21 protein-coding genes are annotated in these 26,113 nt (G+C 44.9%); 9 read left to right on the top strand and 12 right to left on the bottom strand.

Annotated features, from left to right (window positions below; all coding sequences use genetic code 11):
• Positions 1-64: 64 nt before the first annotated feature.
• Positions 65-2,134 carry a DEAD/DEAH box helicase gene (locus LMH68_RS22560; protein ID WP_081325397.1) on the top strand — a complete coding sequence of 690 codons (2,070 nt, stop codon included), beginning with the start codon at positions 65-67 and terminating at the stop codon, positions 2,132-2,134.
• Between the two features lie 743 nt (positions 2,135-2,877).
• Entirely contained in the window at positions 2,878-4,071 is a 1,194-nt protein-coding gene (locus LMH68_RS22555) for an acetate/propionate family kinase (protein WP_017064366.1), read from the top strand.
• A 267-nt stretch (positions 4,072-4,338) separates the two neighbouring features.
• Here LMH68_RS22555 and LMH68_RS22550 read toward each other — a convergent pair whose 3' ends face one another.
• A complete protein-coding gene (locus tag LMH68_RS22550; RefSeq protein ID WP_229647356.1) occupies positions 4,339-5,304 on the bottom strand; it encodes a GlxA family transcriptional regulator in 966 nt (321 codons plus the stop codon).
• Positions 5,305-5,418: 114 nt separating this feature from the next.
• On the opposite strand from LMH68_RS22550, the gene LMH68_RS22545 reads away from it, so the two are divergent.
• Complete coding sequence (locus LMH68_RS22545) at positions 5,419-6,210, top strand: MBL fold metallo-hydrolase (RefSeq protein WP_017068423.1); 792 nt, start codon at positions 5,419-5,421, stop codon at positions 6,208-6,210.
• 322 nt (positions 6,211-6,532) lie between these two features.
• Here the strand turns inward: LMH68_RS22545 and LMH68_RS22540 are convergent, their stop codons facing one another.
• Entirely contained in the window at positions 6,533-6,700 is a 168-nt protein-coding gene (locus LMH68_RS22540) for an acetyltransferase (protein WP_413755952.1), read from the bottom strand.
• A gap of 217 nt (positions 6,701-6,917) precedes the next feature.
• On the opposite strand from LMH68_RS22540, the gene LMH68_RS22535 reads away from it, so the two are divergent.
• Entirely contained in the window at positions 6,918-7,967 is a 1,050-nt protein-coding gene (locus tag LMH68_RS22535) for a cysteine synthase A (protein WP_102320367.1), read from the top strand.
• A gap of 96 nt (positions 7,968-8,063) precedes the next feature.
• Here LMH68_RS22535 and LMH68_RS22530 read toward each other — a convergent pair whose 3' ends face one another.
• Positions 8,064-8,630 carry a helix-turn-helix domain-containing protein gene (locus LMH68_RS22530; protein ID WP_050620555.1) on the bottom strand — a complete coding sequence of 189 codons (567 nt, stop codon included), beginning with the start codon at positions 8,628-8,630 and terminating at the stop codon, positions 8,064-8,066.
• 98 nt (positions 8,631-8,728) lie between these two features.
• Here LMH68_RS22530 and LMH68_RS22525 point away from each other — a divergent pair, with 98 nt between their 5' ends.
• Positions 8,729-9,922 carry a benzoate/H(+) symporter BenE family transporter gene (locus LMH68_RS22525; protein ID WP_229647354.1) on the top strand — a complete coding sequence of 398 codons (1,194 nt, stop codon included), beginning with the start codon at positions 8,729-8,731 and terminating at the stop codon, positions 9,920-9,922.
• Positions 9,923-10,035: 113 nt separating this feature from the next.
• Here the strand turns inward: LMH68_RS22525 and LMH68_RS22520 are convergent, their stop codons facing one another.
• Positions 10,036-11,019 carry a hypothetical protein gene (locus LMH68_RS22520; protein ID WP_229647353.1) on the bottom strand — a complete coding sequence of 328 codons (984 nt, stop codon included), beginning with the start codon at positions 11,017-11,019 and terminating at the stop codon, positions 10,036-10,038.
• Positions 11,020-11,427: 408 nt separating this feature from the next.
• Between LMH68_RS22520 and LMH68_RS22515 the strand changes: the two genes are divergently transcribed.
• Positions 11,428-11,817 carry a hypothetical protein gene (locus LMH68_RS22515; protein WP_017077452.1) on the top strand — a complete coding sequence of 130 codons (390 nt, stop codon included), beginning with the start codon at positions 11,428-11,430 and terminating at the stop codon, positions 11,815-11,817.
• A 156-nt stretch (positions 11,818-11,973) separates the two neighbouring features.
• On the opposite strand, the gene LMH68_RS22510 is transcribed toward LMH68_RS22515, so the two are convergent.
• Positions 11,974-12,906 carry a LysR family transcriptional regulator gene (locus tag LMH68_RS22510; RefSeq protein WP_229647352.1) on the bottom strand — a complete coding sequence of 311 codons (933 nt, stop codon included), beginning with the start codon at positions 12,904-12,906 and terminating at the stop codon, positions 11,974-11,976.
• A 265-nt stretch (positions 12,907-13,171) separates the two neighbouring features.
• Here LMH68_RS22510 and LMH68_RS22505 point away from each other — a divergent pair, with 265 nt between their 5' ends.
• Both LMH68_RS22505 and LMH68_RS22500 read left to right on the top strand, forming a co-directional pair.
• The gene (locus LMH68_RS22505) at positions 13,172-13,939 is read left to right on the top strand and encodes a glycine betaine ABC transporter substrate-binding protein (RefSeq protein WP_102333934.1); all 768 of its coding nucleotides are present in this window, start codon (positions 13,172-13,174) and stop codon (positions 13,937-13,939) included.
• A gap of 156 nt (positions 13,940-14,095) precedes the next feature.
• Positions 14,096-15,121: a zinc-binding alcohol dehydrogenase family protein gene (locus tag LMH68_RS22500; RefSeq protein WP_229647351.1), complete on the top strand. Its 1,026-nt coding sequence runs from the start codon at positions 14,096-14,098 to the stop codon at positions 15,119-15,121.
• Positions 15,122-15,262: 141 nt separating this feature from the next.
• On the opposite strand, the gene LMH68_RS22495 is transcribed toward LMH68_RS22500, so the two are convergent.
• The 7 genes from LMH68_RS22495 to LMH68_RS22465 form a co-directional block, all read right to left on the bottom strand.
• The gene (locus LMH68_RS22495; protein WP_229647350.1) at positions 15,263-15,886 is read right to left on the bottom strand and encodes a CIA30 family protein; all 624 of its coding nucleotides are present in this window, start codon (positions 15,884-15,886) and stop codon (positions 15,263-15,265) included.
• Between the two features lie 58 nt (positions 15,887-15,944).
• On the bottom strand, positions 15,945-16,211 hold the full coding sequence (locus LMH68_RS22490) for a DUF3081 domain-containing protein (RefSeq protein WP_229647349.1): 267 nt from the start codon (positions 16,209-16,211) through the stop codon (positions 15,945-15,947).
• Between the two features lie 291 nt (positions 16,212-16,502).
• A complete protein-coding gene (locus tag LMH68_RS22485; RefSeq protein ID WP_229647348.1) occupies positions 16,503-17,705 on the bottom strand; it encodes a type III PLP-dependent enzyme in 1,203 nt (400 codons plus the stop codon).
• Positions 17,698-19,563, bottom strand: coding sequence for an IucA/IucC family protein (locus LMH68_RS22480; protein ID WP_229647347.1), 1,866 nt, complete (start codon positions 19,561-19,563; stop codon positions 17,698-17,700). Before LMH68_RS22480 ends, LMH68_RS22485 begins: the two co-directional genes overlap by 8 nt.
• Entirely contained in the window at positions 19,535-20,752 is a 1,218-nt protein-coding gene (locus LMH68_RS22475; protein ID WP_229647346.1) for an MFS transporter, read from the bottom strand. The genes LMH68_RS22480 and LMH68_RS22475 overlap by 29 nt, the downstream gene beginning before the upstream one ends.
• Before the next feature lie 6 nt (positions 20,753-20,758).
• A complete protein-coding gene (locus LMH68_RS22470; RefSeq protein WP_229647345.1) occupies positions 20,759-22,570 on the bottom strand; it encodes an IucA/IucC family protein in 1,812 nt (603 codons plus the stop codon).
• Positions 22,567-23,778 carry an ATP-grasp domain-containing protein gene (locus LMH68_RS22465; protein ID WP_229647344.1) on the bottom strand — a complete coding sequence of 404 codons (1,212 nt, stop codon included), beginning with the start codon at positions 23,776-23,778 and terminating at the stop codon, positions 22,567-22,569. Before LMH68_RS22465 ends, LMH68_RS22470 begins: the two co-directional genes overlap by 4 nt.
• Before the next feature lie 241 nt (positions 23,779-24,019).
• Here LMH68_RS22465 and LMH68_RS22460 point away from each other — a divergent pair, with 241 nt between their 5' ends.
• Positions 24,020-26,056, top strand: coding sequence for a TonB-dependent receptor (locus LMH68_RS22460; protein WP_017081965.1), 2,037 nt, complete (start codon positions 24,020-24,022; stop codon positions 26,054-26,056).
• Positions 26,057-26,113: the final 57 nt, after the last annotated feature.

Genomic DNA, 26,113 nt, shown 5'->3' with positions numbered 1-26,113 from the left:
TAATCCGCCTCCCTTAGACGTCCCTAATGGCTTGAAGTGTTTTATTACTGCTTCGTAACTCTGAATGGAATCAGTATCTGATTGGATCAGTATTGGAATTGATAGAGCTCCCGGGACCTTTTGTTTACTTATATATAGTGGGATCCCAATGTCCGAATCTGTAATTCAATTTAATGAATTAGCCCTAAACGATAACATTCTTTCAGCTCTTGATAGCATGGGTTTCGTTTCTCCGACTCCAATCCAAGCAGCAGCTATTCCTCTTCTTCTTGAAGGCCGTGACGCACTAGGTAAAGCACAGACTGGTACTGGTAAAACAGCAGCATTCTCTCTGCCTTTACTTAACAAAATCAACCTGAACCAACACAAACCACAAGCAATCATCATGGCTCCTACTCGTGAGCTAGCGATTCAAGTTGCTGCGGAAATCAAAAACCTTGGCCGTGATATCAAAGGTCTTAAAGTTATTGAAATCTACGGTGGTGCTTCAATTGTTGACCAAATGCGTGCTCTAAGCCGCGGTGCTCACATTGTTGTTGGTACTCCAGGTCGTGTTAAAGACTTACTAACTCGTGACCGTCTACACCTAGATGAAGCACACACATTTGTTCTTGATGAAGCAGATGAAATGCTGAAAATGGGCTTCGTAGATGACGTTACTTGGATCCTAGAGCAAGCTCCAGAATCTGCACAACGTGTACTTTTCTCTGCAACTATGCCTCCAATGGTTAAGACTATTGTTGACCGTTACCTACGTAACCCGGCTAGAGTTGACGTTGCTGGTACTAACCACACAGTTGATAAAGTAGCGCAGAACTTCTGGGTTGTTAAAGGCGTAGAAAAAGACGAAGCAATGTCTCGTCTTCTAGAAACCGAAGAAACTGACGCATCAATCGTATTCGTACGTACTCGTCAAGACACTGAGCGTCTAGCTGATTGGCTATCTGCACGTGGCTTCAAAGCTGCTGCACTGCACGGTGATATTCCTCAGTCTCTACGTGAGCGTACTGTTGATCACATCAAACAAGGTGTTATCGACATCCTAGTTGCAACTGACGTTGTAGCTCGTGGTCTTGATGTTCCACGTATCACTCACGTATTCAACTACGACATCCCATTCGATGTTGAATCTTACATCCACCGTATTGGTCGTACTGGCCGTGCTGGACGTAAAGGTAAAGCGATCCTACTAGTTCGCACTAACCAAATTCGCATGCTTCGCACAATCGAGCGCGTAACTAAGTCTCAAATGGAAGAAATTCAACTTCCTCTACGTGACCAAGTTGCTGCTGCACGTGTTGCTAAGCTTGGCGCTGAACTTGAAACTGAGAAAGAAAGCAAAGCACTAGAAAACTTTGCAGGTCTTATCTCTACTCTTCAAGAGTCTCTAGAAGTTGATGCTGCTACTCTAGCTGCAATGCTTCTTAAGCGTCAGCAAGGTAAGAGCCCACTATTCTACGTTGGCGAAGACCCAATGATCGCTGCTATTGAGCGTGATAAGAACCGTCGCAAAGAGCGTCGTGAAGATCGTGACAACGGCCGTGACGGTGGTGGTCGCAACTTCAATACTCAAGATTGGGATACTTACCAACTACAAGTTGGCCGTGAGCAAGGCGTTCAGGTTAAAGACATCGTTGGCGCACTAGCAAACGAACTTGGCCTAACTAAAGGTTCTATCGGTGCTATCAAGCTAGACCAAGGTTCTACTTACGTTCAACTGCCAAAAGCAATGAACTCTGAAACTGCTGGTAAGCTAAGCAAACTTCGCATTCGTCAAAAAGAAGCTGGCGCTGTAGTTGTTGATTTCAATGACTTCCGTGAGCCTCGTCGTGGCGGCGGCGGTCGTGATGGCAACCGTGGTGGCAACCGTGGCGGTCGTGATGGTGGCGGCTACCGTGGTAACCGTGAAGGCGGCAACCGCGAAGGTGGTAACCGTGAAGGCGGTCGTGGTGGATACCGTGGCAACCGTGATGGTGCTCGCGATGGTAACTCTGCTGGCGGACGTGATGGCGAACGTCGTTTCGACCGTAACCGTGGTGGCGATCACCGTGGTAACTTCCGTGGCGAACGTGGCCATGGTAACGGCAATGGCGGTGGTAACCGTGGTCGTCGTCCAGAGCGCAACGAAGGTTAATCAACCTGTCGCTTAGACGCTTTAGGTCTAGACACTGAATTTAAAAGCCGAGCGTAATGCTCGGCTTTTTTGTGCCTGTTATTTGAACTTAAGCTTTGGTTGGCTCGATATTCGTAGCTAACTTACTTTAATCAAGCTTCGTTCCTGTAACTATGCTTCGTCCATGAAACTAAGCATCGCGCCTAGAACGAATGTTAGTGCCAAAACTTAGCTGTATCGCGTTCTAAGCCTATACCAAAAGAACGTGCTACAAGATGCTGAAACAAAGAGTGAAGGCTATCTAAGCGTCGTTACAGTGCATCTATTCGTAGAGTTGTGCTCGAAGGCAATCAAAATAAGATCAGATCACTATTCTCAACTTCAGTGAGCTTTTTGATGCAAGCACTGAGCAGTTGAGAAATCGAGCAAAAAGTTATCGGTAATGATAAGCAGACGAAAGGGAAGGGTGGTTGTTTTTCAAGCGGATCACCTGCATTTGTTCGAGTCGCTTTAATTAACTGAATCAAGTTAAAAATAACGTGAGCACTCGTTTGCGTCACCTGTTCATTAATTTTCTTATTCAACTATTTTTTAATTCCGCTCTCGAAATAAATAATTTAATGACCAAGATCAACTTAATTGTGTTCATTTAGTGATTTTTTCAAAACAAAAGTTGAAAGATTCAAAAATTATTGAATAATGGACTTAACTAAAATTGAAGTAAACACTTCATCCAATTCGTACTGAAACAGGATCCATATCCAATGTCTAATTCGTTTGTTCTGGTTATTAACTCGGGTAGTTCATCCCTAAAATTTGCTGTAATCGATTCTGTTTCTGGTGAAGCAGTATTAAGTGGCCTAGGGGAGTGTTTTGGTCTTGAAGATGCTCGTATGAGCTGGAAATTCCAAGGCGAGAAAACTGAAATTGCCATTCAAGGTGAAGATAACCACCACAAAATTGCCATTGGCAAATTGGTTGGCCTGATGGAAGACCTAGGCTTCACGGCTGATATCGTGGCTATCGGTCACCGTATCGTTCACGGCGGTGAGAAGTTCACTCAAACGGTTCGCATTACTGAAGAAGTAACGAACGAAATTGAAAGCCTATCTGACCTAGCTCCCCTTCATAACCCAGCAGGTGCTATCGGTATCCGTGCTGCAATTGAAGCTTTCCCTTCTCTACCTCAGTTCGCTGTATTTGATACTGCTTTCCACCAAACAATGCCTCAACGTGCATTCACTGGTGCAATCGCAAAAGAGCTATACACAGACTTCGGCGTACGTCGCTACGGTTTCCACGGCACTAGCCACTACTTCGTTAGCCGTGAAGCTGCGAAGATGGTTAACAAGCCAATCGAAAAATCGAGCTTCATCTCTGTTCACCTAGGTAACGGCGCATCTGTATGTGCTATTAAAGATGGTAACAGTGTTGATACTTCTATGGGCTTCACACCACTTTCAGGCCTAATGATGGGCACACGTTGTGGTGACCTAGACCCAGGCATCATCGAATACCTACTTAAGAAAGGCTGGTCACAAGAGCAAGTATTTAACTCTCTAAACAAGGAGTCTGGCTTCCTTGGCGTGTCTGGTCTTACGAGCGATGCTCGTGGCATCTTAGAAGCAATGGAAGAGGGCCACGAAGGCGCTAAGCTTGCGTTTGAGGTGTTTACTTACCGCGTAGCGAAATACGTTGCTTCTTACCTAGCAACGCTAGATTCTTTAGACGGTATCATCTTCACTGGTGGTATCGGTGAGAACTCTCTACCAATTCGTCGTGAGATCTTAAACAACCTTAAGATTCTAGGTTTCGTTGAAGATGTAGCAGGTAACGAATCTGCTCGCTTTGGTGCTGAAGGCATCATCGCTAAGTCTGAAATGTTAGACGCAGTAGCAATGGTTATCCCAACCAACGAAGAATTCGTGATCGCCCAGCAGTCGGTTGAACTGCTGTAATTTTTTCAAAAACAGATAGTTAAAAGCGAGCTTAGTGCTCGCTTTTTTGATCTTATATGTTGGATAGACCATCGCTAAGTGGCCTTATAGCGAGATAGTCAAAACTCATTCTATTGATTTCGGCAAATCATTTTGTAGCTTCAAACTAGTGATGTTAGGGCTGGCTTGTGATGCCCCAAAAACGCCTAGAATTGAACTTGCAAGGTTTCAGATACAAAAAGTAATAGATGCGACGATCTAGCCCCATCGCCCTCAATGAAATTAAGACTATTGCTTGAATGTAGTGCGCCACTGAATCGGCGATACATGAAAAGCCGATTTAAAGTGCTTTCTGAATACACTGTCAGAGCCAAAACCCGCTTGCTCTGCAACTTGAGGTATCGATAGTTTCGTGGTTTCTAATAGACGTTGGCTAAGCACCAAACGTCGGTTTTGCAGCCATTCACCAAATGTACAGCCATAGGTGGATTTAAACTGGCGTGTGAAGGTACGTTTACTCATCGCACAGCGCTCAGCGACTTCATCTAGTGAGTGACACTGATTAAGGCTCTGCTCCACCAGCTCAATCACAAGGCTAATACTTGTCTCTGTAAGAGGTTTTATGTTGACTGGTGCTGGTATGTATTGCTGCTGTCCACCAGTACGAGATGGCGCAGTCACCATCTTACGTGCGAGATCATTCGCAAGCTCACTACCACACAAACGGCGCACTATATGTAGACAACAATCGAGTGAAGCAGCTACTCCAGCAGAGGTAATGATAGTCTCATGTTCAACAAATAGAGGGTTTGGGTCAAAATCCACCTTAGGAAATTGCTGCTGAAATTGTTCGGAAAACGCCCAATGGCTTGTGGCACGTTTTCCATCGAGAACGCCAGCACATGCAAGTACATAAGACCCGAGGCAGAGTCCTACTAGTAGCTTACCTTTCCCATGATGCTCTATTAGCGCCTCTATAAGTCGCTCACTTGGCTCTGGCAGGTCATTTGGCCAGCTTGGAACAATCACAATATCCGCCTCTTTAATAGCGCTCAAATCTCTATCGATCACCACACCAAATCCAGAGCTTGTTTCAAACTGCAAGCTGTTTTCGCAACAGATCCTCAAGTCAAACCGAACCGGCTGACCGGAAAAGATATCTTGAAACACCAGACAAGGCACAGAGAGATGAAAAGCACTGATGCCTTCAAAGGCTACCATCGTAATTTTAATTAGCTCGGTTGATTTGTTCACAAGTGTCTCGATTTGCGCGAATGTTGACTTTCAAGACAGTATCACAAGAAACTAGAAAGAAGCATACTAAATCTCATAGAGAACATGGCTTGTTAGTGAGTTTAGAGAGGCATTATGAAGATCCACCACCTACGTAGCGCAACATTTATTATTGAATCTGGCGAAAAATTTATCCTTATTGATCCTATGTTGGGGAAAAAAGGCTCTATGCCTCCGTTTTCAGTCATTAAGGCTAAGGCCGCGAAAAATCCAACCGTTGAGATGCCAAGTAATGCCGATGAGCTACTAAACAAGGTTACTCATACCTTAATTACTCACAGTCAAACACTTGGTATCAAGGCATTACAACATGGAGATCACCTAGATCCGGCAGGTGAGACGTTTTTAACAAGTCGTAATATCCCAGTTGCGACACCAGCCAAAGATAAGGCTTACCTAGAAAAATATGACTTAACGGTAAATTGGGGAATTGAAGACTGGCAAACTATCGACTTTCTAGACGGAAAGCTCACCGCGGTTCCGGCTTTGCACGGCCATGGATGGATTCACAAGGTAATGGCTAATGGTGTTGGATTTTTCTTGGAGCTCCCCAATGAGCCTTCTATTTACATTAGCGGTGATACAGTTCTAACCGATGATGTAAAACGAGCGTTGACTGAGTTGAAACCTGATATCACAGTAGTCGCGGCAGGTCGTGCTCGTATGGACGTTGGTCAACCGTTATTGATGTCTATTGATGAGGTCATGGAGTTTATTCGCCTTTCCCCTAATAAGGTGGTTGCGAACCATATGGAGGCACTCAATCACTGTGCAGTGACTCGACCAATTCTTAAAGAAGCAATTGATAAAAACGGTTTGTCAGATAAAGTCCTTATTCCTGCTGATGGTGAGACCTTGGAGTTTTAGATACCTGAACTAATCCGGTGACTCCCGATTTAAGTAAATAGTCTAAATGATTTATGTCCAAACCCGTGTTAATAGGTGCGATTATAATAGCTTGCCAACCAACGAAGAATTCGTGATTGCTCAACAGTCGGTAGAACTTCTGTAATCTGAACTGAAGTCTAAGCAAGAAAAAGACAATCAAAAGCGAGCCTAAGTGGCTCGCTTTTTTGTGTTTAGTAAAGATGCATCTGAACGCTTTAACAGAGGGAATTGCCCACATGGTCAAACGCTTTTAGAACAGAGTTTCAATTACAACTCACTTGGTACTCTGGAAGAGTTAAGGTTATTTAACCTCTGAGCGGTAGTTTGGATTTGTCCAGCATCGAGGTAACTCTTCCCCTGACATAAACATCAGTTCGGACTTTTTAAACATCTCAGGGTCTTGCTGTTCTTCGCCTGCTTGAAACCGACCTTCGATACTGTCTTGAAATAAGTTGGTTAATTTGTTCATTTCAGTTACATCAACGAGGTCACCGGTTTTTTCTCTTTTAGAAACATTTTTTTGCCCTCAATCTAATCGGTCACCCCTAATTATAATTGCTATTTGGAAAATGAGAGTCTTTTCAATTCCGGCACTTCTTGACTAAGCAGACCCCAGAGCTACGCTTATGATCATCGACAACCCAATCGATGAACAAACTTATCCTCAACAAATAAATGGAGTCGCGATGTCATCTGCCCATATTGCAAACAATCTCAGTGAACTGATTGGCGATACCGATCTTGTTAGAATCAACAGTCTTTCAGAGATATCAGGTTGTGAGATTCTTATTAAGTGCGAACACCAGAACCCGGGTGGTTCGATTAAAGATAGAGCGGCACTTCAGTTGGTTATGGATGCAATAGAAGCCGGTAAGCTTAAGCCGGGAATGACAATCGTTGAAGGTACTGCTGGTAATACGGGAATAGGACTTGCTCTGGTCGCTAAATCCCTTGGTTACAAAATGTTGGTGGTGATGCCAAAAGGGCAGGCACAAGAGAAAGAGCGCATGATCTCGCTTTATAATGCTGAACTGTTATTGGTCGACCCTTGTCCTTTTGCAAACCCTGAACATTTTTACCACACGGCTAAGCGGATTGGTGTCGAAAATGAGAGTTATTGGTGGGCAGATCAGTTTGAAAATCTCAGTAATTATCGAGCGCACTATTTAAATACTGGACCTGAGATCTGGCAGCAAACACAGGGGAATATTGATGCTCTAGTTTCAGTGGTGGGGACGGGTGGAACCATTGCCGGAAACTCACACTATCTATCTGAGCAGCAACCCAATCTCGAAACTTGGTTAGTTGACCCAAATGGGTCCGGCATTTATTCGTTTCTACGTAATGGACACTATCAATCAACGGGAAGTTCGTTCACGGAAGGCATAGGGATCATGCGAACGGTTGAAAATTTCAGGCAGGCAAAAATCAATCGTGCAATCACGCTTCCCGATCAGGATTTGGTGACGATATCCCGCCTTGTTGCGGAACATGACGGTATTCTTCTAGGAAGCAGTTCGTCGTTGAACGTAGCAGGTGCGCTATACGCTGCGGCTAGAATGGGGAAAGGGAAAACCATCGTTACATTTAGCTGTGACCTTGCTGAGCGCTCGTATTCGAAGCTGCACAACGAAACGTTTCTGAAAGAAAAAGAGATACAGCTTAATAAAGAAAACCTCTCTCAACTATGGGCTCGTTATCAAGCCGAAGATGGCAGCATGGTCGTCAACGTATAGTCGCTTTAAGTTAGTAACAGCCAGTGGTCTGCCAGCTCTTTCGTTAGCGCTGAACATCCGGTTAGAGCTAAACATCCGTTAGCACCAAATCCGGCACTATTGCTTGTTATTAGGGTAGTGAATCACATTATGAAATACGGCGTTTCCTTCACCGATATTTTTGTAGGCATGGGTCTGGTTGGCATTGAAGCGAACGGCTTGTCCTGCGCGTAACGTATGCCACTCATCATCAAACATCACGGCCATCTCTCCTGAAATGCATAAGATGTGCTCAGTGACGCCTGCGTTATGTGGGGCGGATTCATGCTGGTAATCGGGTGCTAGGGTGAGTTCGAATATTTCAAATCCTAGTGCTTCCTCAAAAGGAAACAACAAACTGACGAAAAAGCCAATGTTGTATTCCTCATGTCTTAGTTCGTTTGCATCTCTGAATAAACTCGTCAGTTCACTGTTTGGGCTGGCAGCGATAAAGCTCGAAAGTGACACCTCGAACCCAGAAGCTATCTGCCAAAGCTTAGCGACTGTCGGGCTGGATTCTCCACGTTCAATTTGTCCTAGCATTGCTTTGCTCACGCCAGTTTCTTTCGCTGTTTTGTCTAAGCTCCAGCCTTTTTCTTGGCGAAGGCGTTTCAAGTTAACGCCAACTTTAATTTCTGTTTGCATATTTTCTCTACAAGTTTTTTACAAATAAGTTGTGCGTTATAGCGCACAGTGCTAGGTTTAGTCTATGGACGTTATAACGCACGCAGGAAGAGATTAACATGACTAAGCTAAAATTTTCTCACGTCAGTACCGGCTTTATCGCTGTTTTCATTGGTTATGCGAGCGCCGCGGCGATTATTTTCCAAGCGGCAATGAGTGCTGGAGCAACCGAAGAACAAGTGGCGTCATGGTTTTGGGCGTTGGGAATTGGCATGGGGATAACCACAATACTGCTCTCGTTTCATTACAAGAAGCCTGTGGTTACAGCGTGGTCGACGCCTGGAGCGGCGTTGTTAATCACATCTCTTGAAGGGCTGACAATGAATCAGGCTGTGGCCGTGTTTTTGTTCAGTTCGATGTTGATCACGTTAGTTGGATTAGCGGGGATATTTGAGAAAGTCCTAAAACAGATCCCAACATCGATTGCCTCAGCGATGCTCGCGGGGATTCTATTGCAATTCGGTTTGGGTTTGTTCACGTCGCTAATGGAAGAGGCACAAGTCGTAGCGGTCATGCTCGCTGTATTTATTCTGGCGAAAGCGCGGTTAGGAAATTTACTGATCCCAAGCATTTTCATCATCGCATTGGTCATGTGTGTGGGTTTTGGCAAACTCGATGTTAGTCAGGTGACTATGGGATTAACGACCCCAGTGTTCATTTCGCCCGATTTTGAGTTCTTTTCGTTGTTTAGTGTTGGTATCCCATTGTTTATAGTGACGATGGCTTCACAGAACTTACCGGGATTTGCGGTTCTAAAAGCGAACGGATACCAAGTTGATTCATCGAAGATCATTACCACCACCGGGGTAACAGGTTTGATCTTCGCACCGTTTGGTGGCTTTGCGTATAACCTTGCAGCGATTACGGGCGCTATTTGTATGGGCCCGAATGCGGATAGTAACCCCAAGACACGTTATATGGCTGGGATCTGTATGGGCGGGTTTTACTTGTTAGCTGGTGTGATGGGGATGTCATTTGTGTCGCTGTTTAGCGCCGTACCCTCCGAGATTGTCATTGCGGTTGCTGGCTTAGCGGTGATGCCCACCTTGATGAATTGCCTTGCGGTATCAATGGCAGACAGTCACTACAGAGAACCCGCACTGCTTACTTTCTTATTCACCGCTTCTGGCACCAATTTACTGGGAATCGGTAGCGCATTTTGGGGTTTGTGCATCGGGTTGTTTTGTTGCTGGTTACACAATTACAAAGCTAAGTCGCGTGGAGCAAACAAGACTTCGCAAACTTCGTCGTAATCAAGCGACCCAAGATTAGGATCAGGTTCGCTGTGAATTAGAAACATCAGCAAGTTGTTTGAGTAGTAAGCCCAGTCATACTCGTGACTGGGCTTGCTTACAAAGGAATAAAGCTACTTAACTTCGTATCTCAGTAGCACTTCATTATCGAGAACGACATTTGTCGACCAGATAAAGCTTGCGCCAGCACCACTGAATTTTTCGATAAAGTTCATGTACGCTTTTTTATTGTTCACGCCAATATCGTCTTCTGAATATACCGATGCTAGAGGCCAAGATGTTGAATCGAACTCTTGGTTCATCCAGTTGGTTGGTGTTTCCCAATGAGCGGCGTAGGCATCTTGACCGTGGTCAGTTCCTTCCGTGGTGCAGCTTTCAGAAAGACGCTTCCCGTCCACTTCACTCAAACAAGTCAGGTCATAAATCGGTGAGGTATAAAAGGTTTGTGCTTGCCAGTCTGGACCTGTCACGGTTCCGTCACTAAAGCTCGCGATAAAGCCACCATCACCAGCGTGGTATGCCTTTCCGCGGTTATCTTCGCTGCCAAGACCTAGGTTTTCTTCCCAATCAATCACTTTCACCGCAATCGTGTAAGGCTTCTTCACCTTAAATTTGACGATGTTTGAGTTAAACGGTGTGAAAGGAACGGTGTCTACCGCGATTAACTTGCCGTTGATATAAAGTTCGAAATAGTTATCGGCAAAAATATAACCTGTTATTTCCTCACCGTCTTGATCCACAACAGCTACCGGTACAGAGCTTTGATCGACTTCGGCTAGGCTGCTTGGCGTGGTGTTTGAGCACTCTTCATAAAGATCAAAGGCTTTCGGCCCTGTTGAAAAGTTGTTTTTGGCTGGAACCGTCCAAACCTTTCCTTCTGAGTCCGTAATCTCCCCGACGCCCGCCACTCGGCTGCGTCCGTTTGCACACTCAAAGAGATTCGATTCAACGGTGGTCGCCAACCCTTGAGTAATACTCGCTGAGCCTTGGTAATCACTGACGTTGCTGACCGAGGGTGTATCTGATGATGGTGAGCAGCCTGTAACGAGCAAAGCAACTGATGAAAGGGCAAGGGCTTGATATTTTGTGATGATCATTGATTGGGTATCCGAGAAGGGGTTATTTAAATAAGCGTGGTTCAAAATAAGCCAAGTGCAAGTAAGTTAATTGAAAACAAAGCTATTTCAAACAAATCCGAGCTAAGTAGCTAAGTAAGCCGTGATCTCATAGCTAACAGCTGGAGCGACGAAACTAAGCAAGAGCCAAAATATTTGTGAGGTGCCACGCTTGTTATCTGATAAGGCATATATTACCCGTACAAATGTAAACAATCGTAAAGCTGAGTAAGCATGGGTAAAACAGCGCTTTTATCGGATGATCACATCAGCTTGCGCGGCGCTGGTAAAAATACTCAGCCCGAAGCGGTTTCAGGTTGTGATTGAGATAGTATTTTGCTACAAAACGCGCATAATCTCGCTATACAACATTTAAAGAAGAAATTACTTATGACTACCTTTCAATACTATTTTCATCAACTGCCTTGCTTCGACTGTAAAAAAACGTCGGTAAGTACTGATCTTGGTTGGTTAACGCCTGCGATGAAAGAAGATGTGATAGCTCAACTGACAGCAACGCTTGCGCAAGGTGAGATTACACCTGATCTTTCAGCAAACGTGGTATGTACTAAAGAGGAAGCTCGTGAGTACTTATTGCTTAACTTCTTCGGTTATTCAGAAGAAGAGCTAGCAAGCGAAATTGAAGCGGATGATGAGAAAGAAGTCGCGGATGAAATCGCAGAGCTACTGGAAGAAGGCGAAGACACCATCACCTTCGAACATGAAATTGCTCTTCAGTGCTGTGCAGGCTGTGACGTTGTTGAAGACGAGTCAAACTAAACTCTTGTATTAAGGTTATTAAACCAAGTACTTGCAATAAAGTTAGTATGTTCATCATACCCATATGATGTTCAAATGATTAAAGGCGTTAGCGAATTGAAGTTCGCTAACGCCTTTTTTGTATCTCTACTTCTTATCTCTAAGCTGCATTAGATCCTATGATATTTTGCTTTCTATAATGCCTTGCTCACTAAGTTGCGAAAGGATCTCCGCGGTCTTCTCTCTGAATAAATCTCTCAGTAGTCGCACTGTCGGGGTGATGGATTGACGACTTGGACACACTAACCACAGCTCGGTAGGGGTCGGCTTAAACTCAGGCATGACTTTAACCACTTCGCCTGAAAGCAGATGACGTGACATGTCTAGACAAGATTTTATTGCCACTCCTCTACCCGCGATACACCAACGTCTTACAAGGTCAGCGTCGTTCGAAGCTCGGTTCCCTTTTAGTTTCACTTTATGATCTTGAGTGCCATCGTTGAATATCCACTCGTCTTGCAATATGTCATGAAGTTGGTAGAGCAAACCATTGTGTTGAGTTAAGTCACTCGGGTGTTTTGGTGTTCCCATTTCAGCCAAGTATTCAGGGGCCGCACACAATATTCTGGGTACATCGCAGATTTTAAAGCCATACATGTTGGCATCAGTCGGGGAGCCATAACGCAGCGCCATATCGACGGAATCTCGGTAGAAGTCGATATTGCTATCGCTGATGCTAGTACGAAGCGTCGCCTTTGGGTATTCAAGCAAGAACTCATCTAACCAAGGTGTGATTAGGTTTCGTCCTAGATCAGAAGAAAGCGCGATGCGAATTTCACCGTCAACAATACCAAGCTCTTCTCTCATGTTGAGTTTCGCTTGCTCCAACATTTTTAAGGCTTGTTCACAATCAGGTAAATAGCGTTCGCCTGCTGAAGAGAGCCTTAGGTGGCGCGTGGTTCTTACAAACAATTCCGCCCCCAGAGCCGCTTCAACACGTTTGACGGCAGCGCTTGCGGTAGCCGTACGCATGTCTAGGTTGGTGGCTGCTGCGGTGATACTACGAAACTCCGCCACTTTCAAAATGACCTGTAAGTCTTCAAGAAGCATATTATCTACCTGTATTGAATTATGTTCTAACATGGTGTTGGGATATTTCCCCATCACAATCTGCAGATGGGTTATCTCTGCTTATCGCTTCTAAGTTAGCTTCAAACACTTAATTGTCAAAATTAATTTGATAATAATTCAAATGTGAGGCTGTTTTTCATTAGTAATTTTCTCACTATCATTTCCCATATCGACAACGTAGCGCAGTACACATCGTATGGACGAAGCCTACAATCTAGGGGATAAGATGACTAAGAAAATCATAATGGGTGTAACGGATTTGTCGTTCCACCGTACGACCGCATCATTGGTTGCCAATGTATTGAAAGCCATGGGCTTTGAGGTAGAGCGCATTTTCTCTCCACATCAGGAGAACTTTGAAAAGCTGAAAACAGGCCAAGTGGATATGCTTTCTTCTGCGTGGTTGCCATCAAGTCACGGTATCTACAAAGTGGGCGTTGAAGAAGTTGAGCCGCTTATCGAGCTTGGGCTTCATTATGAACCTTATGCCTTGTGGGGCGTACCAGACTATGTGCCTGAAGCGGCGGTTTCTGAAGTCTCTGATTTATTAAAAGCCGAAGTGGTCGAGAAAATGAACTCGACCATCCAAGGCATCAACCCTGGCGCTGGCATCACACGCTTCTCTATCCAGATGATGAAAGACTATGGCCTGAGCGATGCCGGCTACCAGTTCTTTCCTGGCAGTGAAGACGATTGTTTCAGTGCCTTTGAAAGTGCAGTGGTAAACAAAGAGTGGGTGGTAGTGCCACTGTGGAAACCTCAGTTTTTGCACTATCGTTACGATATTCGTGAGCTCAAAGAGCCAAAAGGCTTACTCGGAATTGTTGATAGAGCGGTACTTCTTTTAAGAGATGACAAGAAGCATCTGTTCAGCGAGCAACAGATTCAGAAGTTGGATTCCCTACGTTTCTCGAACGACATCATCGCAGAGCTGGATTACAAAGTTTGCCGTGAAGGTAAACCACAAGATCAAGTAACACATGATTGGTTGATTGAGAAAGGCCTTATTTAACCTCTAAGCCGTTGGCAATGCAGTTAGATGTCTGCATTACCCAGATAGCGGTAACACCATTATCAAAAAATATTTGAGAATCATTCAAATATTAGGCGGTTTATCTAGAGTGAGAATTGACTAAGATTAACTCGTCTAATTCAAGGAGAAAGCACAATGTCAGTACCATCAAAAATGAAAGCTATCGGATTTACTCAATCACTTGCGATTACAGAGCAACACAGTTTATTTGAGTTTGAAACGAGTCTGCCAGAACTAAAAAATAATGACTTGCTGGTAAAAGTGAGCGCGACTTCTATTAACCCTGCTGACGCAAAAATTCGTATTCGTAATGCCAAAGACAAAACTCTTGAGCAGCCAAAAGTGCTGGGCTATGACGCAGTCGGCGAAGTTGTTGGCAAAGGTGCTGACGTTGAAGGCTTCGAAGTCGGTGACCGTGTGTACTATGCGGGTGACGTAACACGTATGGGTGCTAACGCAGAATTCCAAGCTGTGGACTACCGTATTACCGCTAAAGCGCCTAAGAGCCTTTCTGATGAAGCTGCAGCCGTTATGCCACTAGCAACACTAACTGCATGGGAAGCGTTGTTTGACCGCCTGCGTGTTCGTCCTGAAGAGAAAAAGTCTATCCTGATCATTGGTGGAGCAGGCGGTGTAGGTTCAATTACGATTCAACTGGCTAAGCAGCTGACCAACTTAAATGTTATCGCAACAGCTTCAAGACCTAAAACGGAACAATGGGTAAGGGATATGGGGGCGGATCATGTGGTGAACCACCGTAACCTTGTAGAATCAGTGCGAGAGCAAGGCATTCAGCATGTCGACTACATCTTCAATGTCGCTGATACCAAAGGGCACTGGGAATCGATGGTTGAGCTGATTGCACCGCAAGGCATGATCAGTTCGATTGTTGAATTTGATGGTGGCATTGACTTATCGGCGCTGCAAGGTAAATCAGCAGGCTTTGTTTGGGAACTGATGTTTACACGTTCACTGTTTAACACTGAAGATATCCAGAAGCAGCAAGACATCCTATTCCAAGCCGCGAATCTGATTGATGCGGGCCGTATTAAAACGACGCTAACCACGACCCTAAATGGCTTTAGTGTGGATACAATTAAAGATGCACACCAACGTATTGAAAGCAGTGCCTCGATTGGTAAAACAGCCATCAAATACTAATTGCTGATGTATTAATCCGCTGTTGTTTTGAATCGTTGACGGTTTAAATAGAAGAAGCCCCTGATATCTTATTGCTAGTCAAAAGGTATCGGGGGCTTTTGTTTGTTTGTTTGTTTGTTTGTTTGTCTGTTTGTTTTCAGTTTAGTCAGCCTCTGGTGACCTGATAGGTTGCGATGTTTTGAAGTGAAGCTGTATTAGGTCTAGCTCAAAAGGCGATGGCTGTTTGTCTGCAATCAAAAAGCCGATTTGTTTGATGTCTCGTGCCTTAAGTTCCGGTGCATCGCTTAGTAGTCTACCTCTGAACACCGCTTGAAAATCATTGAAGTGGAACACTTTGCTAAGCTGCTGTCCCTTAATGGTATCAAAATAGTGCTTGTATTGAACTCGATGGCCGTCCTTCGATTTTGTGAACCTCAGTTGGTAGGTGCGACCATCACCAACGAATACTAGTTCTACGCTATCTATTTCATGGGCCAGTGATTCAATGGAGCGCTTTACAGAACTGAAACCCCCATTATTTTCTAACGATAGCTCACCCCTAAATCGACTCATATTATCAAGATAAATGAGCTCACCTGTTGAGATGCCACCCATTACATCGTCGTTGGTCACTGTCCAGTTTTGATGCTCACTCGCTTGTGTAAAGTCGATCATGTTTGTCCCTGTTGCATCTGCCTTAAGATTTAACGAATGTAGGCTGAGTAGAAGGAGTAAAGGTGTGGTTAACCTAAGGGGTAACCGCATTTTACAATGGGTTCCGTTCATGAATTTCTCCGCTCTTCCCCGTAGGCTCAGCGTTGTTTACTCGATAGCGATGAATAACTTATGAAGAAGGTTCAGTTTCAAGCATAGCTAAACAACGGTTGATGAAATCTTCATAGTTCGATGCTTTGTCATATTCGATCTTCAATGAACCGTGGAACATCAGGATTACCGTAACGTCTCGGTAGCTCAGCCAACAGGTGTAACCATCGTAATCGTGCCACGCTACCATCTCGCCCAATTGATACTTGCTGTCCAATTGCTTGCCCGAAGAGCGAATGCAATCGAACACTCTGAGAAACTCTAAAATGGTGATTCTGTTATCCATGTACCACTCCTGCTGCGCAGTCGATGAAAAATGCTAAGTGCTTGTATTTGAATTAACTACGGTTTGGTTCTGCATTACGATCACAGTGGGAAGTCGGTTACTCAATCACTGCAGCTGTTTTGCAAAAGGGCTAAGATAAACAGAAGAAAGGCGTTAGTAGACTTGAGTTTACTAACGCCTTTTTATTTGGTGCCTTTTTATTGAGTGCCTTTTATATTTAGTGTCTTTAGCTGGCTCTATGGAGTTTCAACTCAAACTATCAGTTAGAAATCATAGAGCACAACGGGACGCTTAGAAATAATGAAACACTGGAGGTTCATGCATTAAGAAGTTTTGATGCGAAATATTCCATGCATAAGCGCCTGCTAGAGTGAACACCACATAGTCGCCGATGTCGATGTGATCGATATTTTGATTCCGTGCAAGAACATCTTTTGGGGTGCACAACTGACCAACTAGTGTCGCTGTAGTCTGGTCTATTGGGTTTGAAATAGTGGGTTGCTGATTACTTTTCACGATTGCAAAAGGGTGGTCATGGCTTTGCGCTGCCGGAGTTCGGAAATGATGCGTGCCACCACGGGCAATCAAAAAATGCTCGCCAAGATTTTGTTTAATATCCAATACCTCCATTACGTAATAGCCACAAGGTGCAGAGATGTAGCGGCCACATTCAAAACGCAGCTTCCAATCTTGTAAATGTTCCTTGGAAATCAGGAACTCCAATTTGTCGCAAAACTCCATCCAAGGAAAATGTTGTTTAGGGTTTTGGTAATTGATCCCCATGCCACCACCGAGGTTGATGATCAACTCATCGAGTGAGAACGTTTTTTTCCACTCTTTGACCACTTGGAAATAGCGTTGCATCAAGGCGAGGTGGCGATCAACGTCGAGTTGATGTGACATCAAATGGAAGTGAAAGCCTTTCAGTTTTATTAAGGGGAAATCGCGTAGGTACATCAAGGCATTACTTAACTCACTCTCATCTAGGCCAAACGGGGTTGGCTTTCCTCCCATGGCTAATTTGCTAAGTGTGATGTCACCAATGTCTATGTTCATACGCAGGAAGATCGAAGCAGGTCGGTTCAACTTTTGTGTTAAAGAACCAATGCGTTGCAATTCAGTGAGGCTCTCTACATGAATCGCATCAACATCGAGTTCAATTGCTTGCTCCAGTTCACTTAGCATTTTCCCCGGGCCACCAAAGATCAGTGGTTTATTGAGTTGTTGCTGGTGGAGGTGTGTAAGCTCTCCGCCTGATGCTGCTTCAAAACCATCAACATAAGGGGCTAAAGTGCGTAATATCGGCTCTGAAGGATTCGCTTTCGCGGCGTAAAATAGCTCTACGTTTTTTGGCAATACATGGCGCATCTGCTTAATGTGCTGCTCCAATGCATCGAGATCATAAAGATAAGCACATAATGGTTGCGTTTGTTGCTTGGCCAATTGCTGGATTTCTTGATGGATAGAGGCTGAAAGTTGAGGAGAATTAAGCATGGTGAACTCCTTTTGAATGAGTTGGCCACGGTGCTGCAACTTGGGTGTAACCGGACTCTTTATCGGCATTTTGCATCAAACGTGTTGTGAAGTTATTTTTGCTTGGGAAATGACCATCGTTAAGCAATGACATCAATTCGGGTTGCTGACCATTGATAGACTGCCAGCGGACGATAGCGTCTTTTAAAGTTCCCCATAACGTATTCTCAAGTGCCGAGTTACCCTCAGCGATAAAGAAAATGGCCTCGCTGATATTGTTAATGAAGGTGCAATAGCCAATACGGTTCCAACCTTGCTCACGGCTGTAGTACACCGATTGACGAGCACGCTCTGAAAGTTGCTGAAGTGTTTCTGATGGCCAAAACTCGCGTAGTAGCTTGGTACCTTCTAAGTCTCGAATCCATACACAGCAAGGCATGCCTTTTTCAAATCCAATCAACGTATTTTGTAAGTGCGGTTCAAACGCAACCCCATGTTTGAAGTAGTAGTTAAAGACGCCCGGAATCAAACAATACAGATAGCGCTCAAACCACAGCGTGGCGACATTTTCATATTGGGATTGTGTTGTTTGCGCTTTTTGTTTGAGTTGAGTGGCGATGCAACTGTTCCCGTCTGTATCGTAAGCAAAGAGGGCACCCGCTAAGGTTGGTTGCAAAATATCGGTTTCGCTTAAGGTGAAATTCTCTCGATACAAAATACCAAACGACTCGCGAGCTTTAATAACATCAGTTTGTTCCTGCTCGGCAACCGACTCTAGATCCAATGTGGTCGCGTAAGGTTCAGTCATTACCTTGAATACAGGATTACGTAACTGTTCACTCTCTTTGATGGGATGCAGAATCGAGGTTAATTGAACGGCACTATCGAGCTCATACCATGCGTTTTTACGTACGCAGTTAGTTAAACGTACATTGATAGAGAACTTAGCAAACCAATCCATATCTGGGTGGTACAGAGTGCGCACGGATGAAGTGGGTAAGAGTTTTTCACCACCTAATCCAAGCGGGATGATTTTGCCTTGTTCAATGGCCGTTTTGACCACTGGGTTTTGCAAAAGTGTGTAACTTTCCCAAGGGTGACAAGGGTAAAGCATGGTACCTGCTGAATTGTTTTCATCACGTGCAAGTTGTTCAAGCATGGTCGTTGGTGAGGTTCGGTCATCTGAACTCAAGACATCAAGCAACGTGGTGTCGACCTTAAACCAATAGAGAGGAACTTTAGCGCCAACCTCAGGGGAACACGCTAGCAGATCATCGATACTGACACCTGAACGACTCTTTGGCGTTGGATGAAAAGTATGTCCCCAAAGTAACGATTGCTCTGATGCGATAAACGCGTTGTGATGCTGAGGTGAGCTGTCTGAGTTTAGGAACTGTTCGGTGATCAACAAACTGTTTTCCATTTGCTCGACCAGTTCGTAATTGAATGGAATCGTCAGCACTTGTTTTAGGTAACTGAGTAGAAGCGTCAGGGTTTGCGTTGCGTCCAATTTGCACCAAGCTGCGCCGGGCATTTTAGCCCAAGGTGTATCACTGAGCTTCACTTTCCCCAGTTTACTGATGTACTCAACGGGTAAAACCATCAGACCATTTTTCTGAGGTTGATCTTGGTGAGGTAGGTGAATGGCCACGCGCCGGTTAGCGTTGTAGTTTCTTTTCAAAGTTTGAGGCAGAGAGGCAGAACTGTAGCGCCAATTAACCTGTTCATTGGGTATCGCGTATTCACGTAAGTAACAGTTCACCACGCCCATGATGGTATTGAGTTGGGCTTTTTCTCGGTTTAGCAGTACTTTTTTACGATTTTGAAGAGCTTGGTCTTCAGCGTAATACTCACTTGGAGATAATTGATTCTGTAACATGTTGATGTCCAAATTTTGAATGGATGATCAGCGCGATAGCAGCAATGCCACTGACCAACATAGAAAGTATGAAAGGAACCTCAAGCCAGCCCAAGCTTGATATAAAAGACGCGCTCAACCCAGCCGCAACGCCACCCCATTTAGACATAGCGTCAAAGCGCGAAAATACTTTGCCGCTTTGTCGTCGATCAATTTGGTTTGCTAACGCTTGATGCAAGCCGTGATAACAGCAAACCATGCCAAGTCCGAAAACAATACGAGCAATAATCAACACTTCTTGATAAGGAGTGAGATGCATTGCTGCACTGAGTGAAAGCAAACCAAAGCCTAGCCATAAAGTACGCTGCGCTTGATTGCGTTCAAACTGGTGGCGATCAACCCATTCTGAAAACAGATGAACTTTCCCTGCAAAGAGCAGATAAACACCATGTGGGAGGGCATATAAAAACCCAATCCACGCTTGGCTTGTTACACCATATTGCTGCACATAAGGCGAGAAATAGGGGAACGTGACGACCATGGCGAAAGCAAAGCTAAACTGCGCGCCAAAGACCCAATAAAGCGTATTTAACGAGTTGGTTTGGCTGTATTGATCTTTATTCGATGCCTGACCTTTTACAATCTCCTTAGATTTCGCTAAGTCATCGATGGGTAATGTTAAGGTGATCAATAGCGCGAATAGCGGCAAAGCGGACAACCACAGATACGCGTTCAGCGGGTTTGTTTCTGATAAGCTCCATCCAAGCCCTATCGGAGCAATAATTAGCGCCAGACGGGCAGAAAGCTGAGTTTTATTGAGTGACTTACCGAGTGATTTCGCATCGTTGATTTGGCTGGATAAGTAGCTGTTTGAGGCGGCCATAGTGCCACCAAAGGTTCCTTGAATGATAAGACCAAACACAAACATTGAGAGATTATCGGCTAAGCCACACAGCGCGAAGCCTGCTGCAAGCCCGAGTTGAGCACGTAATAGAGAGCGACGTCTGCCATATTTATCAGCAAACTGCCCCCAAAAGCGTGCCGCAACGGCAGTGCAAAAGGTCGGCAAAATGAACAGTACCCCCGCCCAATCCGAAGTAATGTTTGCATCCAGTGTTGGCAATACCATTGGCAAAAACAGCGGCATTCCTAAGGCTGCAAACGCGGCGATAAAGTGGCTTAAAAGTACACAATAGATGAGTTTGGTCATGATGGGTTAACTCACACTCTGCTTGATGTCTTCAAGGTAAGCGTGTTGTGCTTCTTCGCTGGTTAGCAATAAAAAGTTCGGTGCTGACAAGCCATAAAATTTATTGATATCGCTTGCACCAGACGCCTCTTTAGACAACAAGCTACCCGAGCTCAATAGATACTTAGCGTATAGGTTGGGTGACTCAAACAACATCTCGTTTGCGAGCTTGGTGTTGTGTCCTTGTTTGTCCAACTGGCTAAGCTGTTGGGAGAGGCTATTGGCGACCACTTCATACAGATAAGCTGACGTGGCGATTCCTTTCGTCGCCATTGCTTCGACAATCGCGGCAATGTCTAACTGCAAAGTAATCGTGGTAAACATCTGACCAAGAGCAAGCTCGTTGTCTACAGTGATGCGTTGATCTAAAAGGTGGTCGCATTTTACGGGCGATTGTTGCTCAAACGTTTGGAAACGCTCTGGCCAAATACGCGCAGCATCGTTGTCTTTCATGGCTAAGGTCATCTTGCCTTGCTCATTGAATGCAATGATGGCGTTTTGTTGGTTAGACTCCAAAGCAATACCGTAACGAATCCACAATGTAAGGTGCACTTTGCAAAGCAGATCAACGTAATCTTTAAACCAAGTCAGCGTATCTTGCTGATAATACTGTTCAGCGAGGTGTTCCAAGAATAAACGTTCATCGGGCATTGGAGTGGCAAGCGCAGCCACAGGCACCAGTGCTTTGTCTTGGAAGTAGCTCTGCGGGTATTCACGCACAATGTAAGCAAAGGTTTTATCGTCTCCAACATGGCCGCCATGTTTCTCATTACAATGGAAAAGCGTGCCACGTAAGTCTTGATCTGTTTGCTCTAAGTGCGTCAATAAACGTTCAAACCAATGCCCATCATAGAGCGTCGATGGTTTGATTAGGCGAATGTTTTTAGTACCTAAAGATCGCATGATCAGCGGTACTTTGATGTGGGTCTGTGGTGCTTGATTCACGACCACAGTGCGCACTGACAGGGTAGGAGTCACCTCAAGACACGCAACCGGCGCTTCAATGACACCATCAGGAAGTCCATCAAGACTTCTTAGTGTTAATGGGTGTGCGGGGAATAACTCATGGCTAAGAGCAAAATCGGCGGGCAGACCCACTTGCTCCATCGTTGGCCAACATTCTGGTTGTGGACTGGTCAATGTAACGAGTGACTTTTCGATTGCGAGCCAACGAAGTTTAAAGCTTTGTGCAAATTCTGGAGCGAATTGCTCTAGGTCGTGATCGCTTAAACCGAACTTAGCACGTGCTGTCGGGTAGTAAGGGTGGTCAAGATAGGATGCGATTTGATCGGCAAGTAATAGCTTTTGCTCCCAACGTTCTAGTTGAGAAATCGGCAGCATCAGTACTTCCGAGTGCTGGCTGAAGGCGCTATCACACAATCCTTTGTGTTTTTCTGCGCATTCGAGTTCTTGCAAATAACCATCTAATAACGAATGCGAGCTTTCGTGAGCACTTGCTTTCAATAATTCTATCCAATCTTGATAGTGCTGCTGGGTTTCAACGACACCATTTCTCTCGATGAACCAACCATCACCTTTCGAGCCATCTGCTTGGCCGTATACCCAACGCTGCATGTAATAGCTCGGAGTAACGGGCAAGTAGAGTGTAAAGTCTGAACCCGAAAAAATAGCCCAAATTTGATTACGAGGATAAGAAGATAACTTGAGTGTACTCGGGAGCTGAGATTTAAATTGGCTTTGAGAAACTAATCCAAACAAATCTTCACGCAAGCAAGTATCGACTAAGCGTTGAGTGAGGTATAACGCGTTTTCATTCATGCTGTTACCTCGTTTGTTGATGTTAGGTTGAAGCGAGAGATTGCCTGTTGCAGCGCGGGTTCTAGAGTTTGACCAGAAGGGGAAACGACCGAAATTCTCGCTAGGTAATCCTTGTTGGAGAAACTTTGTTGGAACGTCTCACCAACCTTTTTAAGCACTTGCTGCTGAGTGACAATATCGCCCTCTTGGTGAATGAAAGAGGTTGATGACCCTTCAATCAAACCGCTTTGTTGCGCCACTACATAGTGCACATGGGCGTTGCCATCAATGCGAAATGTGGGATCAAGTTTGTGACCCAAGTGAAGATTTAAGATGGTATTGAACCAATTCCTGCCACTGAGGTTATCAAGCAAAAATTCCCGGCCATCACCAATACTTCGATAGTTGATCTCGACCAGCACCGGCCCCGAATCTGTGATGATGAACTCGCTATGGCAGACACCAAACCCCACCCCGAATTCTTGAAGCTGACGTATACATTCATCACGGTAGTGCACGCTGTTAATACCATTCCAACTCGCAGCGGTTTCGATGAAGTAAGGTGGCGCAGAGAGTTCTACATCGAACCCACCAAGTGCGACTAAATTTTCCCCGTCGCCAATGGTTTCGACAGTGATAAGCGGACCTTGTAAAAACGCCTCAACCAAAATGGGAGTCGTAGGGTGCTTTTGCCAAAACGTATCGCAATAGTTATCCAGCTCAGCTGCAGACTCGCAGCGCTGCACGTCTAAACTAGCCACGCCTTCCTTGGGCTTCGCAACGACAGGAAAATCGAAATCGAATACAGGAGCGCACTCTCGACTTAACAAAACACTTTGAGTATTAGGTAACGATTTTTCGTTGAGAACCTGACGAGTTAAGTATTTGTTTTTCGCCTTAAGAGTCACATTCCAATCTTTAGCAGGCACACCAAAGAACTGTGCACAGATTGCGGTGGAAGTTTGTAGGTGGTCGCTGTTACTGAAAACAGCATGAGGTTCTAGCTCTTGTTCTGTGATGATTTCGATGAGTTCAAGAGGGTTGAAGACATCGCATTCCAAAAGTTCATCGGGATTAAAGCGGTCATCTTCATTTGCCAGTTTTAAGTGGTTGAGTTTGTGGTCTGTGATCAAAATGACGTGGAGACCCATCGCTTTTGCTGTCGGCACGAAGCCGTGAGTGATCGCATCATTCACGACGTGACTCACGATGATTATCGTAGATTTCATGGGGCTTTCCTAATTTCCAAAACGTTGTTGTCACCTGCTCACAACTCGCTTTCAAGTGCTCTCTTTCGGGGTTAAAAGAAAGAGAATTTTTCTATCTTATTGTTTTTATTGATTCTTATATCATTAGTTGTGTTGCATATTGCAAAGCAAATATAGATCAAAAAATATATATTGCAAATATAAATGATATTTGTTCTTATTCGCAATATTGTTATTTTATAAACTAAAACGGAATTAGAAAATGAACATTAGATTGGCCTTGTCCCCTCTCGCTTTGGCTATTGGAGGTGCATTAACCGCAGTGGCTACCGTGTCGAATGTAATGGCTGCAGAAGAAGTAACGGTGGATGAAACCCTACAAGTTATTGGTCATCAGTACGAAGGTTACGCGGAGCATATGCCTCAGTCAGGAACCAAAACGGATGTCGAATGGTTGGATGTACCGCAGGCAGTATCGGTGGTCACAAAGACGGAAATGGAAGACCGCGGTGCTGTACGTTTGGTGGATGCACTTGATGGTGTCGCAGGGGTTAACAATACCTTGGGTGAGGGAAGCCGAGACCAATTTGTGATTCGTGGTTTTGATGCGCTCAACGACATGTACCGTGATGGTATGCGTGATGACGGGACTCTGCAATCGTACCGAAGTCTAGCGAATATCGAACGTGTCGAAGTGGTAAAGGGCCCTGCAGGCGCACTTTACGGCCGAGGTTCTGCGGGCGGTATCATCAACTTGGTCACCAAGCGTGCTAACGGTGATAATTTCACACACGTCAACGGCAGTGTTGGCAGCAATAATCTTTTTGTTGGTCAGGTTGACAGCTCGATGGCGCTTAGTGACAAGGTTAGTGGTCGTATCAACGTGGAAAGTCGACAGTCTGATTCCTATGTAGATCACGTCGACTCTAATGATTTCTTTATCGCACCGACCATTCGTGTATTGCCTGCTGAGGGGCATACCATTGATCTCGATGTAGAATATGCGCACCAAGAGTTGGTGCCATATCGTGGTGTTCCATCTAAAAACGGTAAGCCTGTCGATGTCTCGGAAAGCACATTTTACGGTGGTACGAATGACTATCAAGAGTCGGACAGCATTCGTGTTGGCGTTAATTATGAATGGCTTTTGAACAGTGAATGGGCATGGACAAACCGCGCAGCATACAACCATATCGAGCTTGAGCAAAAGGGTACACGCCAAGGGACGGTAACTGGGAATGAAGTATCTCAGACTGTAAATAACTTCGGTTACGATCCTCGTACCACGACGACTCTTCAATCTGAGCTAGTTTGGGAAACCGATTCGAACCAAATGATGATCGGTGCGGATTATAATCAGATCAATATCGACTTAACGCTCGCAAGTGATAAAACCTTACCTCCAAAAGATATCTACAACCCTGTAGCAGGCCCAACACCTGATCCGGGTTTCAAACCTTTCCGTGATAACACGACAACGACGACAGGTGTATACATTCAAGACGTTTACACCTTTGGTGATCTTTCAGTGATCGGCAATGTGCGTTACGACTCGATGGAGCTGGAACAGCAAAAAGCGGGCTCAGCAAAAGAGAATCTAGACGATGACAAAGTGAGCTACCGCGGTGGTTTGGTCTACCGAATCAACAACGATATGTCAGTGTACGCAAGCTTAGCTCGTTCATGGCAATTGCCTTACTCAGGTATCTACATCAACCCTAAATTAGCAGAATTCTTCCACACCGATCTAAAAGAAATTGGCGCAAAAGCTTACCTATTAGATAACGCTTTGATGCTGAATGCCGCGGTCTTCCAAATCGATCAAGAACAACCTGAAACCAATATAGACGGAGACGTTGTTAACAAGATCGAAGCTCGTCACCAAGGTATTGAATTAGAAGCTCGCGGTCAGTTTACCGAGCAGTGGGACATTTCTGTAGGCTACAGCTATTTAGACGCGGAGAACAAAGAGACAGGCAAAAAGCCAAACGATGTGTCTGATCATTTGTTCTCTCTTTGGAGCACTTATCAGTTAGATGACAACTGGCGTTTAGGTGGTGGCGTGAAATACGTAGGCGACCGTTACGCGGGTAATGATGAAGCGGTAGCTCTGGGTGACTACACCACGGTTGACTTGATGGCAGCGTACACCACGGGTCGTCACAAAGTTCAAGCGAATGCTTACAACGTGCTTAATGAGAAATACATTCTGGGCGCAACCAACGGCACGTCTGGTACTAACCAGATTGGTTACGGAGCACCAGCCGAATTTATGCTCAGCTACGGCTATCAGTTTTAAAAGCTAATTCAGTTCTAAGAGTTCGTTCATTTCTAAGAGCTAGTTCGACTCTAAAAA

The organism is Vibrio sp. F13 (genome assembly GCF_020806305.2).
Classification (GTDB): domain Bacteria; phylum Pseudomonadota; class Gammaproteobacteria; order Enterobacterales; family Vibrionaceae; genus Vibrio; species Vibrio crassostreae_C.
Note: the sequence above shows the minus strand (reverse complement) of the source record. Positions and strands in the feature narration are given on the sequence as shown.